The 14988-nt window shown below is 54.4% G+C and carries 9 protein-coding genes and 2 pseudogenes; 2 read left to right on the forward strand and 9 right to left on the reverse strand.

Annotated features, from left to right (window positions below):
- Positions 1 to 135 (reverse strand): annotated as a pseudogene (locus BZ163_RS35250) (hypothetical protein); the annotation flags it as partial.
- A gap of 297 nt (positions 136 to 432) precedes the next feature.
- Here BZ163_RS35250 and BZ163_RS02235 point away from each other — a divergent pair.
- Together BZ163_RS02235 and BZ163_RS35255 are read left to right on the forward strand one after the other, a co-directional pair.
- Positions 433 to 1479: a proline--tRNA ligase gene (locus tag BZ163_RS02235; RefSeq protein ID WP_256578907.1), complete on the forward strand. Its 1047-nt coding sequence runs from the start codon at positions 433 to 435 to the stop codon at positions 1477 to 1479.
- Positions 1448 to 1819: a hypothetical protein gene (locus BZ163_RS35255; protein WP_256578906.1), complete on the forward strand. Its 372-nt coding sequence runs from the start codon at positions 1448 to 1450 to the stop codon at positions 1817 to 1819. Before BZ163_RS02235 ends, BZ163_RS35255 begins: the two co-directional genes overlap by 32 nt.
- On the opposite strand, the gene BZ163_RS02240 is transcribed toward BZ163_RS35255, so the two are convergent.
- The 8 genes and pseudogenes from BZ163_RS02240 to prfC form a co-directional block, all read right to left on the reverse strand.
- Positions 1811 to 3058, reverse strand: coding sequence for an MFS transporter (locus tag BZ163_RS02240; protein WP_128869619.1), 1248 nt, complete (start codon positions 3056 to 3058; stop codon positions 1811 to 1813). The genes BZ163_RS35255 and BZ163_RS02240 overlap by 9 nt on opposite strands.
- Positions 3045 to 3803, reverse strand: a complete 759-nt coding sequence (locus BZ163_RS02245; protein ID WP_168187300.1) for a class I SAM-dependent methyltransferase — start codon at positions 3801 to 3803, stop codon at positions 3045 to 3047. Before BZ163_RS02245 ends, BZ163_RS02240 begins: the two co-directional genes overlap by 14 nt.
- Position 3804: 1 nt before the next feature.
- Positions 3805 to 4722, reverse strand: a complete 918-nt coding sequence (locus tag BZ163_RS02250; RefSeq protein WP_128869621.1) for a serine hydrolase — start codon at positions 4720 to 4722, stop codon at positions 3805 to 3807.
- The gene (locus tag BZ163_RS02255; RefSeq protein WP_128869622.1) at positions 4712 to 5440 is read right to left on the reverse strand and encodes a thioesterase II family protein; all 729 of its coding nucleotides are present in this window, start codon (positions 5438 to 5440) and stop codon (positions 4712 to 4714) included. Before BZ163_RS02255 ends, BZ163_RS02250 begins: the two co-directional genes overlap by 11 nt.
- A complete protein-coding gene (locus tag BZ163_RS02260; protein WP_168187301.1) occupies positions 5430 to 11189 on the reverse strand; it encodes a type I polyketide synthase in 5760 nt (1919 codons plus the stop codon). The genes BZ163_RS02255 and BZ163_RS02260 overlap by 11 nt, the downstream gene beginning before the upstream one ends.
- Position 11190: 1 nt before the next feature.
- Positions 11191 to 13044: a non-ribosomal peptide synthetase gene (locus BZ163_RS02265; protein WP_128869624.1), complete on the reverse strand. Its 1854-nt coding sequence runs from the start codon at positions 13042 to 13044 to the stop codon at positions 11191 to 11193.
- 4 nt (positions 13045 to 13048) lie between these two features.
- Positions 13049 to 14257, reverse strand: a complete 1209-nt coding sequence (ccrA, locus tag BZ163_RS02270) for a crotonyl-CoA carboxylase/reductase (RefSeq protein ID WP_218190492.1) — start codon at positions 14255 to 14257, stop codon at positions 13049 to 13051.
- Between the two features lie 477 nt (positions 14258 to 14734).
- A pseudogene (prfC, locus tag BZ163_RS02275) lies at positions 14735 to 14988 on the reverse strand (peptide chain release factor 3); the annotation flags it as partial.

Below are 14988 nucleotides of genomic sequence, written 5' to 3' on the forward strand. Positions count from 1 at the left end.
CAGGCGTACGCGACGGAACAGTTCCGGGGCGAAGTGCGGGATGCCGGTGAAGCCCAGGACTTCGCCTTCGGTGAAGGTGTCGCCGATCTGGATGGTGCCGTGGTTGTGCAGGCCGATGATGTCGCCAAGCAACGCTCAATGAAACTCAAGTGTCGCTCAAAGAAAATGGAACAGCCTTACAAAAAAAACCAGATTTGTCTGAAGGAAATTTCCGAAAGATCAAATAAAAACCATAAGTTCTTGAAATTTCAAACCTCAAAAAATATACATACACCTACACAACATCAATCTCAAAATCAATCGATGTCTTTACACTCCGGGGGGACTATGAAAAACGCAATATCACCTACAAGAAGTGAAAATTTTTCTGAATGGTATCAACAAGTCATCTGTCAGTCTGAACTGGCTGAAAATTCTCCAGTTAGAGGTTGCATGGTCATCCGCCCTTGGGGTTATGGCATATGGGAGCAGATTCAACGAGAGCTTGATCAAAAATTCAAGGATACAGGCCATGTGAATGCATATTTTCCGCTTTTGATCCCATTATCCTTTCTTCAAAAAGAAGCAGAACATGTCGATGGTTTTGCCAAAGAGTGCGCAGTCGTAACCCATCACCGTCTGGAACAGACCGCAGATGGAAAACTCACTCCCGCAGGTGAACTGGAAGAGCCTTTGATCATAAGACCTACCAGCGAAACGGTGATCGGAGCCTCCTTTTCACGCTGGGTGCAAAGTTATCGGGATCTGCCGCTACTCATCAATCAGTGGGCCAACGTCCTGCGCTGGGAAATGCGTCCAAGGATCTTCCTACGTACCTCAGAGTTCCTGTGGCAGGAAGGCCACACCGTTCACGGCTCCTGTGAAGAGGCCCTGGGCGAGACGCTGAAGATGCTGGATATCTATGAGCGGTTTACTGTCGAGCACTTGGCCATACCAGTAATAAAAGGCGAAAAGTGCTCATGGGAACGTTTCCCGGGCGCTGTCAGTACCTACACCATCGAGGCGATGATGCAGGACGGAAAGGCCCTGCAGGCGGGAACTTCACATTTCCTGGGACAAAATTTTGCCCAGGCATCAGACATCCGCTTCGTGAACAAGGAAGGGGTAAAAGAGCTGGCCTGGACCACTTCATGGGGCGTTTCCACGCGCTTGATTGGTGCCATGATCATGGCACATGGCGATGACGACGGACTGGTGATTCCACCGCTGGTGGCACCGACGCAGGTCATCATCGTTCCAATCGTGCGAAGCGAACAGGACGCCGACGCCATCTATGCCTACTGCGACAAGCTGCAAAAGCAGATTTCCCGGAAAAAATTGAAGGGACAAAACCTGCGAGTCAGCGTCGATAAACGGGACATGAACGGCGGCGAAAAAAAAGTGGTATCACGTCAAGCGCGGTGTGCCTGTTCGGGTCGAAGTCGGGATAAAGGAACTGGAACAGAACATGGTTTCTTATTCCTGCAGAGACAACAGTAAGAGCACGTTAAACGTTGAGATAATTAGCTTTGTTAAAAGCCTGCCAAAAATCCTGCAGACTATTCAGGCAGGCATGCTTGAAAGTGCCAAAAAAAAGCTGTCGAACAACACCGAAACAATCACCACACTTGACAACTTCAGACAAGCCTTCAAACACAAAGACAAACTCAATACATTCGTTCTCGCCCCCTTCATCGATGACAAGAAAGTTGAGAAAGCCATCAGCGAACTGGGTGTAACAGTTCGATGCATTCCACTCGCTCAACCCAAGGTAGCAGCCACCTGCTTATTTACAGGTCAGCCCACCAAATCCTGGGCACTGTATGCGAAGTCATATTGATCCTTGATCACCAACAGCCCCGTTTGACAGGGGCTTTTTTGTTCCCGGCTGAATTAACTTTCCCCCTTCTACATAGAAAATCACCCCGCCTACCATCAGCAACACCAGCAAGTACAACAAAAAATACAGCGGATTGAAGCCGGCGAGAATGAAACCACACACCACTGGCGTCGACGCCGCGCCCAGGTAAGTGAGGTTTTGCGAACTGTAGTAAGCCCCTGCCATGTGCGCCGGAGCTATCCGGGTGATGTAGAAAAACTCAAGTGGTTGAATGATAATCTCCCCCACAGTAAAAATGGCAGTGAAGAAGACCCAAGCGTAGAGGGTGCTGGAGAACGCAAACCCTATCAACCCGATCACGAACGCCACAATGCAGCCAAAGATCCAATATCTGAAGCGTTCAGCTGCCACCCTTCTACCGATCAGGTATTGCAACAGGATCGAGGTCAGCGCATTGGTGACAAACACCACATTAATGATCTCGTACATTTGCGCGGTGGAATGGGTCGTGATCAGGTATTGGCCCACGTACATGTGAAACTGCCCGAACACACCAGCCAACAATACGCTGGCCACCGAGAACTTCAGCAGGTTGCGATCCTTGGCCATGATTGCCAGCGAACCGAACCACCCTTCGCCTTCGACGTTTTGCCGATCGACCACCCTCGGCAATGCAAACGGACTGACAATAACCACAATAAAGATCAGTGCCGAAGCACTGCAGAAAAGCAATGGTGAAACGCCTTGGCGATTCAGCCAAAGTCCGATCAGCGGACCCAGTGCATACGCGGTATTGGTGAAGGTGTACTTGAGCGACAGCACCGACGCGGTTTCCTGGGGGGTAAACAATCGAGCGATGCACATGCGCACGGCCGTCTCCAGCGACAGGTAGGCCAGATTGAGCAACAGGCACAGGATGAAGACCAGGGCCAATGAGTTGAACATGAATAGGCTCAGGTACACCGCGGATTGGATGACGGATGAGATCAGCATCAAGGCCTTGATACTCAGCCTGTCGAGCACCGCGCCGAAAACCAGGCTGGACACTGAGCTCAGGAGAATAAACCCGCCGACAAACAGCCCGATCTGATCCACCGAAAGGTCGAAGCGCTCCTTCAGAAAAATCAGGAAGTAAGACAGAAACGCCGCCCGTGCCAACGTCGGAAAAAACGACAAAGGCACCACCAATGCCGAGCCGCTGAACAACCGACTCATGCCCATCCGGTTAAATACGTCCATAGACCACGCGCGTTTGATAGTTAAGTGAGACCAAACCGTTTTGCTGGTATTGCTGATGCAAGATGTTCAAAGCTTGACTGGCCTTACGATACTCGTGTGTTCCTGGCTGCGCCGCATAGGAACAGGACATGGTTCTTTCGAGCAGTCCCGACGTGCTCAATTGTTGGCTATTGTGGAAGATGCGCTCCTCGAAGGAGCCGGCAAAAAACTGCTGGATCCGGCTTTCCAGGGCGTCGTCGATCTGCAACGTTTCTGCATAACGCTCGAAGACGTCGTTTAGCAGTTGTTCGTAAGCACGGTGAAAAACGTTGCAGTCGGGGCTGCGAATATTCCAGATGAGGATCACTGGATTGTTGGTCGCCAGCACCCGTTGAAATTCAGCTCGGGTCTTGCGTGGTTCGAACCAGTGAAAGGACTGCCCGCACACCAGCGCCGCTACCGAGCAGGGCGCAGCACCCAGTTGTTCGGCCGTTCCGGAACGGTAATTCGCGCTTGGCTGTCCGTTGTTTGCTTTGGCCTTGGCCAGCATGTTTGCGTCAGGTTCGATTCCAATCATCGGCATGCCGGTAGCCGACAGTTGCCGGGTCAGTATCCCGGTTCCCGATCCGACATCCAGCACTGGCAATCCTAGCGATAAATCGAGCTGACGCTGGATGAACAGGATGGCCTCTTGCGGATAGGAAGGTCTGGCACTGTCGTAAATTTCGGATTTGTTGGCGTAGGCGGCAGAGAGGGGACGGGCCATATCAAAGCTCCTTGGAGGGGTATTCAAGCCTGGTGTAGTCATCCAGCAAGCGGGAAAACAGGGCGATGAAATCCCTGGCGTGAGCGAAGGCCGGCATGGGACTTTCAATGCGATGCAGGTCGTCAACGATGATCGAAAAGATGATCCTTACTCCGCCGCCATGGGCCAGGTAAGCGACGTTGTTGTAGTTGCGATAGCCGATGCCATGTTTGTCGCCTACCTGGTCCACATCAGTCAGCCAGCTCCTAATCGCAGTGGTGTCTTGCTGCGCGCGCATGCTGTTCAAGCCGAACTCGCACAACTCCCGGCGGATAAAAGCCCCACCGGCAGGTAAGCGGCTGTTTGCGCCCTCGACCAGTATCGACAGAGCAGTCACCAGATCCGACGCCGTGGTGGTATTGACGGCGCTCAGCGGATGATCGGCAGTCAACGCCTGACTCGGCACCGCTGACAAATGCCAGGTCCCGGACAGCCCCACTACAGTCGACAACGCGTTCAGACGCTCAAGACCGAGCAGGTCCACAAGATAAAAGGTCGCGATGTTGTCGCTTAAACCCATCATCAACTTGAGCAGTTCCGCCACGGTGAATACCCGGGGGCTGTCCAGCAACCAAAGACCGCCACAGGTTTGAGCGCCTGCTTTCTGGTTATCCACCACGACGCTGTCGCTCAGCGCCAGCTCTCCATGCTCAATCAGCAGCAGCACTGCCACCAGGATGTAAAGCTTACGGGTACTTGAGGCGGGAACACGGGCGTGCTCATTGAACGCATGACGAGTGCCGCGAACTACATCGTGTATGCACCAGCGGTAGGAACAGGCCGGTTTAAGCTGTGCCCGTTCGATCATCTGCTGCCCGATAATATGCAATGGCCAACCACCGCTGGCCAACCAATCCTGCACCTCAGGTTCAACCCTCATTCAATGCAAACTCCTGCAGTCTTTTCCCCACCAGTCTGGCGACCGATATTGCTTGGGAACGAATAAAAAAATGATCCCCATCAATGACTGACACCTGGCACCCATGGGAGGTATGACGTGTCCAGCCTGGATAGTCTTCGAAGAGACTGGTGACCTTGTCCCGGCTGCCCAGCAACAGATCGATAGGCACGGAAACAGGAGTGACGGCGCTTTTCGAAAGATCGATAGCCAACTGAAAATCGGCCCTGATCATAGGCAGTGCCGCGTCCATCAGTGCCGGATTGGCCATCAATTCCCGTGGTGTTCCCCCCAAGGCTGCCAACACCTGCAATAATGTTGAATCGCTCAGATCCCGCTCACGGGTATGCATGGCCTCGGCAAACCGTTCAGGTGCCAAGCATCCGCTGACGAACAATCGCACGGCTTTGAGTCCTCGCGTTTGTTCCAGCACCCACTGGAACTCGAACGCGATGCGCCCGCCTAGACTGTGGCCGAAGAGGGCAAATGGAGGAACGCACCATCGAGCGTAGTCGGCCAGCAAGTAGTCGATCAGTCCGTCGCGGGTGACCAATGCCGATGCATCCTGTGCCCCACCCCGTCCCGGAATGTCGACCGGAATCACCCTGATGTGTGGCAACACACGACGCCAGCGCGCATAGAACCCGGCGCTGCCACCCGCGTACGAGAAGCACAGCAGCGTAAGCGGCTCAGTGCTCATCGGTTGTCCTCGCCAGGCTAAGCAGCTGGTTCAGGTGCTGCACCATGCGATGCCCCCAATCTTCGACTTCGGCGGTCGAGAAGCGCTGGGTGTGGAACCAGAAGTGAAAGCGCAAATCAACGCCGTTGATTTCGACCACCAGATGCAGACCCGGTACTCGCCGCATGTCTTCGACGTTGGCCCCCGACAGCAACCCCTCCGATACCGGACCAAGGATCTCCACTCCTTCGATCCGAACCTTACCCGGGGCCTCAGCGGTGTGGCGATAATTGAGGAAGTTGATGCCCACGTCCGAAAAGTAAGTGTCGTGCGCCATTCCGGAAAACGCCGACACTTCACCGATCAACATGGACGGGTGCATGAGTGGATAACCCTGAATGGCCTCCAGCGTGCGTGCAACCATTGAGATGCCGCTCAACCAATCGTGATGCACAGTGATCGGTACCGGCAGCGGAGATGTGAACGGACCGATCACATTGTTGAATTCACTCAAACCACGCCCGCTGTTGATCGCACTGATAATCAACTGATCGCAACCGATTATGTCGGCCATAGTCTTGGCATAAACATACAAGATTGCATTGAACACGCTGAACCCATGGCGCTCGGCCAGCTCGCTCAAAATACGGTTCGCATCGGCGACTTCGACGCTGTACCGGGACGACGAACAAGCGGCAATAGATGTGAAACCCGGATGCGCGGATAAAACGGTAGGGCCTTCAAAGGCGTTGTACAGTCCCTTAAAGAAGCCGGCATCGATGGCCCACTGCTGGTTCAGATACTGCTGTTGGCGTCGCGCATAGTCGGCATAGCCAATGTCGTGATCTATACGATTCAGCGGCTGATGCTCGGCGAGGTGATGCAGACACTCGCCAAACCGGTCAAACAACAGGGTCAGGGATTTGCCGTCGAACTCCAGATGTTGAACCCCTATCAACGCGATGAAGAATGGTTCCCCAACATCGATAAAGTGAATCGCCCAAGTCACATTATCCTCTGGTTTGGGCAACGCCTGCGCCATGGCCTGCACACGGGCCGCGATCTGCTGTGTTTTGTCCGTAGCCGTTTGTGAAGACAAATCCGTAAACAGCGCCCCAAAGTCCTGGAGGACTTCAGCGGTGGTTCTGACTGTTGGCTGTCCTTGCGGGAAAAACGTTCGCAACAACCGATGCTCATCCACCACCTGGAACAACGCATTCCTGCAGTGCTCGGCGTCGAAGCGACAGTAAATCAAATAGGGAATGACGCGCAGACCGTAGTCCTTGCCAATAAGCGAAATCCACCGCATCTGTTGTAATGAAACCGCTGTGTCCTGCACATACATATCAACAGAGCCGTTGCGCTCGCAATGGTTTGCACGCCATGCCGGCTGACTGACGTGTGACACAAGGACGGCATGCAGCTCACTTAACGCCTGCATGGAGTTAAGGTGTTTGATGGTCCACTGCAGGTCAAACTGCGTGACGAGTGCATTCTTCAGTTGAACCAGCGCCAATGAGTCAAAGCCCAGGGCCTTGAAGCCAAACTCTTTGATCTTGTCGTAGCGTCCACGGCTCGACGCCTCCAGGCCGACCAGCGAATCAATCGTTGCTACGAGCCAGGTCTCGAGCACGCTAACCACCTGAGTTTCATTGGCACACTCGAGAAGGCGAGCCGAAACGCTGGCCGGCCGGGTCCTGTCTTTATTGCTGTCATCAGTCACCAGCTGCTCAAGGAATTGTGCACACACTCGAGATCTGTCGCCCAAGACCTTGGCGTCAATGTTCATGAACCCCGCGATACGGGATGGACCGGCCAGTAACTGGCGGATAACAAGCAAGCCCTGTTCACTGCTGTGGCTGTTCAAGCCACTGGCTTTGAGCACCTGCATTCGCTGGTGGTTATCGCGCAGTGTTCCGGCATCGCCCCACACCCCCCAATTGACCGTCAGTACCCTGGACGCCCGGGGAAACAATGACTCATGGGCGGCGTCGAGAAAGGCGCTGGCCGCACCATAGGTCGACTGTCCGCCATTACCCAGAATCGAAGTGGCCGAAGAGAAATTGAAAACACATTCGATCGCCCGTCCCTGGTCACATAGCAGTTGGTAAAGAGTCAGGACACTCGTGCATTTAGCCTCGAACGAACGCTGCAGATCCGCAACCTGAACCTCGCTGGATAACTGGTCATGGAGATCGACGGCCAGATTGAAAATGGTCACCTTGCCAATCGCTGCACATTGCAGCCAATTCGCACACTCGTCGCGCCCTGAATCGGACGAAAGGTCGAGCCCCAGATACCGGACGCTCGGGTAACGTATCATCAGGGCTTGCATCGCTTCACCAGGCAGTGCCGAGCGTCCGATAACATGAATGCACCGGATCTGATCAACGCAAAGGCTTTCGATCAACTGCCTGCCGATGCCGCCAGCACCGCCGATCAGAAGGTAACTGTGATCGGCAGGGAAGCTGTAGCGGGCGTCATTGCTGTCCCTTGTCCTTACCAGCCGGGGCACGAAGGCTTGCGCTTGTCTGACCGTGACGACGAGCTCGTCGGTTAACGGCAACAACACGATTGGGCTGGCATCCTCGATACCTGTGGGCGACTGCTCTCTGATAAAATTGAGGACGGTCACCCTCCAGTCAGGTTCTTCGATCAACACCGAGCGAAGCATGCCCAGAACGCTGTTTGCCACCGGGTTGAGGCTCATGCCCTCATCGCGGATGGCCGCCGTGGTAAACAACAGACAAAATTGTGGTCGTCGGTCATGACCGTCAAGCACGGAGCGCAACAGGCTCAAGACTCGCGCACAGGTACTGACTGCCGTGGATACGTCATTGTTCGGCAACTGCCGCAGGTCGAGATACACCCTGTCTACGCCGTCGACATACTCCCTCCACATCCCGTCAAAATCCTGCTCTGCAATAACATCCAACGCTTCGCGCGATGACGCGTCAATGCCCATGAAGCGATTCAACGCAACGCAGTGAAACTGGCCGAAGGTGTTTTTCAGATAGCGGGTTTCAGCCTCGTTGACTGCCTCGTTCGGCGCGAGAAACAAAACCTTTTGTCCGGCAGTCGAGTAGCTGTCCATCCGTTCCACCGTCAACGACTGCCAGACCGTTTGATAGGTGTGTTCGGCCAGAGCGTGAGCCGGCTCAGGCGTTTCAATCCAGCAGCGAACGCGCTGAAAAGGATAAGTCGGTAAACCCGCCAGTATCGGCGCCCGCTCTTGCGTGGCCGGCACGTGAACATCGGCGCCGGCCTGGAACAACTCACCCAGCACCGTCAGATACTGTCGATGATCCCTCTGCCCTCCCCTCGCCATGGGCAGCACGCTCGAGCGATCTCCGGCCTCGCTGAGCACCAGACCTGACAGCATGGCTTTCGGCCCGATCTCGACCAGATGAGTGCAACCCAGGTCAAGTGCAGCAGCAACGCTCGCTCGGAAACTCACGGTTTCACGCAACTGACGACGCCAATAATGCGAGGTCGCCACCTCATCGCCGGCCAGTGTTCCCGTTACAGTGGAAATGAAAGGACGAACAGGTGGGCTCAGTTCGACGCTGTCCAGATAGGCTTCAAAGCGGTCCAGTAACGGGTCTAACAAAGAGGAGTGCCCGGGACGTGAAATCGTCAATCGCGTTGCGCTCACCCCGGCGGCGTCCGCGATTTTCAGGAGCAGCTCAACCGCTTCCAGCGTTCCGGATACCGCCGTGTTATTTACCGCGTTCAAAGCGGCAATCGACAGCCCGCCTGGCGTTCTTTCGATCAATCTCGACGCGCAATCGTGATCGCCCCCAAGGACTACCATGGCTCCGATGTCTCCCAGCGAATCCAGCAATCGGCTGCGCTGCACAAGCATCCGGAAACCCTGCTCGGCAGTGAACACACCCGCGACGCAGGCTGCCGCATACTCACCCAGGCTGTGCCCGAATAGTGCCACGGGGCCGATGCCACTACTCAGGAACAGGCGCGCCATCGCCACTTGCACAGCAAATGTCATGGGCTGCGAGCGAGCAATATCCTCCTCGATTTTCCCGTTGATCAGGGGATCGAATAACAGATTTGCGGCAGAGGCACCGAAGACGTCTTGGCATACCGGGTCGAACGCATCCAGCTCGGCTTTGAACAGCGCTTCATGGGTATAGAGCTCTCGCCCCATGTCCCGATGTTCGCCGCCTTGACCGGAAAACATCAGACCAACCCGTGGCGCGGTCGCCGCCGGCGACCAAGCGTCGAAGGTCAACCCAGCCAGTGCGTCGATGGCTTCCCTACGATGGCTGGCGATGACGTACGTGCGCTGCTCGAACAATGATCTGGAATGAAGAAGATTGGCGACAAATAGGGGGAAACTGTCGTCCGTTTGAGCCTCGAGAAACTGCCGGTAACCGGTGCACAGCTGCTGCAGGCCAACGCGCTCTCTGGCCGAGACGGGAATCAGGCACAACCGCTTATGGTCGAGTGATGAACTGGCGACCTTCGGTGCTGGCGCCGTCTCGACAATCAAGTGCGAGTTATTGCCACCCAGGCCGAAACTGCTGACCCCGACGATGACATGAGGCGTCGTGATAACCACTTGTTGCCGGTTGACGGTAAAGGGGGTTTCTTCAATGTACAGCTGCGGGTTGTACTGTTCAAAGTTGAGGGTCGGGGGAATCACCTTGTGTCGAGCGATCAGGACTGCCTTGATCAGACCGGCCATCCCGGCCGCCCATCCCAGGTGCCCGATATTGCCTTTGACACTCCCTAGGAAACAGGTGTGGTCACGGCTGGCAAAGACATTGGCCAGGGCCTTGATTTCGATGGGGTCCCCAATGGGAGTCGCAGTGCCATGGGCCTCGACGTAGCTCACCTGCTCGGGACCGACACCGGCGATATCGAGAGCCTCGCGAATGACCCGGGCCTGCCCTGCCACAGAAGGCGCCGACATACCCGCTCGATGAGCACCATCGTTGTTGGTGGCGACCGAGCGAATCACCGCATGTATCTGATCACCGTCGGCCAAAGCATCACCGAGCCTTTTCAGTCCGACTACCGCTGCACCCGAACCGAACACTGTCCCGCTGGCCTTTGCATCAAACGGACGACAATGCCCATCGGCGCTAAAAGGCATGCCGGGCTCGAAATAGTAGGGGATCGATTGCGGAACAGAGACCGCTGCGGCACCGACCAGTGCCGCATCGCACTCCCTCAGCAATAGCGCCTGAATGGCGGCCTGAATGCCGAACAGCGACGTTGCACAGGCGGCCTGAACGTTTACCGCAGGACCGCAACAATTGAGCTTGTAAGCGATGCGACTGGCGAGGAACTCTTTGTCCGTGGCCATGAATTGTGCCAGTGCCTCGGAGGATTGATACAAACCACAAGCGCTGTCGCGTGCACGCAGGCCGTAAACATTGTTTATAAAATAGGAACTGGGGCCGGCACCGCAGAACACGCCAACAGAACCGGTCTGCGCGTGCAACGATGCATCTTCCAACACCTCCCACGCGCACTCGAGCAAGACCCTGTGCTGGGGATCCAGAAGCTGAGCCTCCTTGTAGTTGAACCCAAAAAAACCGTAATCGAAGTCTTCGATACCCGAAAGCTCGGCGCGAGCCCGAATCTGCCCATCTGCGTCGGTCTCGACATGGACGCTTTCAACACCGTTCATTAGGTTTTGCCAGTATTGGTGGATCGATGTTGCCCCCGGAAAACGGCAAGACATACCGACAATCGCAATGCCACTTTCATCCGACGGCCCTTGATACTCCTCATGATCATGCATGTCAGCCTCCCTTTTTTTCCTGAAAACGTTGAATGGTGGCCAATCTCTGTTTTCGATTGCTGGCGGGCGCAACCGCGGGGGCAACCCGTTGCGTCGTATCCAGCGAGTATTGGTAACTGGCGCACAAAAGCCTGGGCGTCGGGTACTCGAAAAGATCAGTCTGGCGGAAGTCATAGGCGAGCACGTAACGCAGTTCGGCCAAGAGGGAAATCAGGGAGATGGAATTCGCACCGATTTCCATGAAGTTATCGTTGGCACCGATCCGGTCCAGACCAAAACAGGACGCCGCCAGTTCGCACACCGTCGATTCAAGCTCACTACACGGCTCAACGTAGCTTGATGAAATGTGCGATCGCAGCCCGCCGATTTGAGGCAGTTTTTGCAGATCGACCTTGCCGTTTTGCGTCAACGGAATGGCCGCAATTTTTTTATAGAAAGATGGCAACATGTAATCGGGCAGTCTTGCCGTCAGATGCGTATGTAGCGTCATACTGAGATCTTGATCCCGCTCCTGCGCCGTAAAGTACAGGATCAGCGTCGTAGCCCGGCCGGACTGTCGGGCTACGACGAGACAATCGTCGACCAGCTCTGAATCAGCGACTACGGTCTCGATTTCTTTCAACTCAACCCGGTAGCCACGAACCTTGTACTGCCGGTCACGCCGCCCCTTATACTCGAACAACGCCTGTTCGTTCAGGACACAGATGTCGCCGGTGTTGTACATCCGTTCATGTGTCTGGGGATGCGTCACGAACTTCTCTGCCGTGTGCGCGGACATACCGTAGTAACCCAGCGCCAGCGAGCGGCCGGCGATGTAGAGCTGTCCGTTGGTACCCGGCATGACTGGCTGCAATTCGTCATCGAGCAGGTAAGCGGTGCTGGCCTGGATGACCTGCCCGATGGGCGGCAGATCCGGCCAGTCTTCTGGCTCGCCACAGAGCCGATGCTCCATCACCACATGCGTTTCGGCCGGACCGTAGTGATTGATCAGTAGGCATTGGGGATGAGCCTTAAACCATTGCCTGACGACAGGACTAATCTTCAACTGCTCACCGGCGCAGATCACTTCCTGCAAATCAGCCAATACTCTCGAGTCGTGAAGATTGAACGTGACGAAAGGGATTAGCATTGAGGTTGGCAGAAACAGGCGCGTGACAGCCGCAGAAACCAGCTCTCGATTAAGCTCGTGCAGATCTTTCTTTTGCTGGTCCGTGATGACCAGTAGACGATCTCCCTGGCACAACGCGCTGTAGATCTCCTGAAATGAGACATCAAAACCCTGGGCCGCGTACAGCAACGTAGTGCCAGCCTGACCCGGCGCTTTTACCATCCAGTCGATCAGGGTGCTCAGCGAGCGATACGGCACCATGACCGGTTTGGGCTGCCCGGTAGTCCCGGAAGTAAAAACTACGTAAGCCGGCACTTCATCCAGCATCTTGGCCGCAATCTCGATTCTGCCAGCACCTACCGACGGCACGGTGGGTTCATCAATACGCAGCAAGCGAGTCCGCTCGTCCAGCATCATGGTCAACTCGACGTTTTCCTGCTTCAGCAGGCATAACGACAAGTCGATGGAAGTGATCATTTGCTGTAATCGCTCAACCGGATAGCTTCTGTCCAATGGCACGACTGTTCGTCCCAGCAAGTGAATAGCCAGAATCGAGACGATGTAATCGACACTTTTCTCCATCAATACACCGATCATCGCGTCCGAACTTGTCGAAGCGATAACCTCGGCCAAGTGTTGAGCCCGATCATATAATTCGCCGTATGAAAGCTTCGATATCACATCAACAATGGCCGGCACTTCTGGATGCGCACGGGCGAAATCGACAAACTTCTGAATGAACAACATTTGTTCACCCCTTCCGGTGACTACCGATTCGAATAGCAAAATTACCCAACAGCTCCCTGTTTTCGAACATGATCTGATGGGCTTCCGGCAAATCTTCAAAATCAAAAACTCTAGTCAAACAAGGCTTTACCAATCCCTGTCGAACCAACTTATTGAATGCGGTGCATTGAGCTCGATTGGCAAAGTGAGAGCCCTGAAACCTCTTTTGCCGCATCCACTGATAGCGGATATCGAAGGTGCCCTTGTACCCGCTGGTGCCGGCACAAATAACCACCATTCCGCCGGGCGCGCACACAAAGGAGGACGTCGGAAATGTATCTTCGCCAGGATGCTCTATGACAATACTGGGATTTTTCTTATCGCCTACCAAACGCCAGATTTCATGTTGAAAACGCCGGGCTTCACTCAGCCATTGGCCGTATCCAGCCGGATCCTCGATATCTTCGAGTACGCCCCAATGTTCATAGTCCTGACGATTGATCGTGCCTTTGGCACCAATCCGTCGACAGTAATCCGCTTTTTCGTCGCTGCTTACTACGGCTATGGGAATGGCTCCAGCGGCGTTGACCAATTGAATAGCCATCGAGCCCATTCCACCGCTGCCCCCCCATATGAGGACCACATCGCCCGGTTTAACCGTATGCGGGGCAAAGCCGTGCAGCATCCGATAGGCTGTCGCCCCACAGAGCATGTAGGACGCGGCCTGCTCCCAGCTCAAGTGCGCAGGCTTGGGCAGAATCGCTTGCCGCTTGACCCGGGTGTACTCTGCGAAAGCTCCAAAATTGATTTCGTAGCCCCATATTTTTGCCGATTTATCCATAATTTCATCGGCCACTGCATCGCAATCCCACCAACCGCAGTGCAGCACTACCTCATCACCAATAGCGATATCGTCAACATCTTTGCCTACAGCGACGATAATTCCGGCGGCATCGGATCCAGCAATATGAAAATCATGCTTCTCACCATGGGACCTCTGAAGGTCAATGACATCGACTGGATATCCTCGTGCAGCCCAAACGCCATTGTGGTTGACACCAGCAGCCATGACCTTGACTAAGCACTCATCGGCTTGAATGCATGGCACGGAGACCGACTCAAGAGCAAACGCGCTCAAAGGTTGGCCATACCTTTCACGTCTAATAATTTGCGCCAACATCATCTCAGGAACATTGAGAATTTTAGAATCGAGCAACATGCCAATTTTGTTCATATCTTGAGCACCTTGGGCTTTTGGTTATTTAATTAGAAACCCTTCCTCTACATACCTAGCTACCAGTCACCGCCAACAGCAGGCCAATTATTCAAAAAACGATGAGATAGCCCGACAGACCAATCAGCGAAGGATCGCCGGCAAACCGAAACTAGTACAAATAAAAAATTCACGCAAAGAAACCATCTAATTTCAGAGATTACCTACAACCGGTGAACTACTATTCCCTATTCAACCTCAGAGACATCCCAAAACAACGTAACCCTCTTCCTACAATCACCAAAATATATAAACATCGTTTGTTAGCTGTTTAAAAAACCGGCACTAACCGAAACATTTCGAGCAAGATTTTCTTGTTATGAAAAGTACGCAATTCAGGGGGAGATTTTCCAAGGCAAATCTCCTGCGACCCAAAATTCAGGGCCAAAAAAACCCCGCAGCTTTCACAACGGGGTTTTGGATGTAACCAATCAGCGCTTAATGATGCTCACGCGTCGCGCGGAATTTCACGTCCGGCCAGCGCTCTTCCATCAGCGCCAGGTTGACCCGGGTTGGGGCCAGGTAGGTCAGGTGACCGCCGCCGTCGACCGCGAGGTTTTCCACCGCCTTGATCTGGAACTCTTCGAGCTTCTTCTTATCGCTGCAATCGATCCAGCGCGCGGAATAGACGGTGATCGGCTCGTAGGAGCACTCGACCTTGTATTCCTCTTTCAAACGGCTGGCGACCACAT

Origin of the sequence: Pseudomonas sp. VI4.1 (genome assembly GCF_002029345.1) — a bacterium.
In the GTDB taxonomy this organism is placed as follows: domain Bacteria; phylum Pseudomonadota; class Gammaproteobacteria; order Pseudomonadales; family Pseudomonadaceae; genus Aquipseudomonas.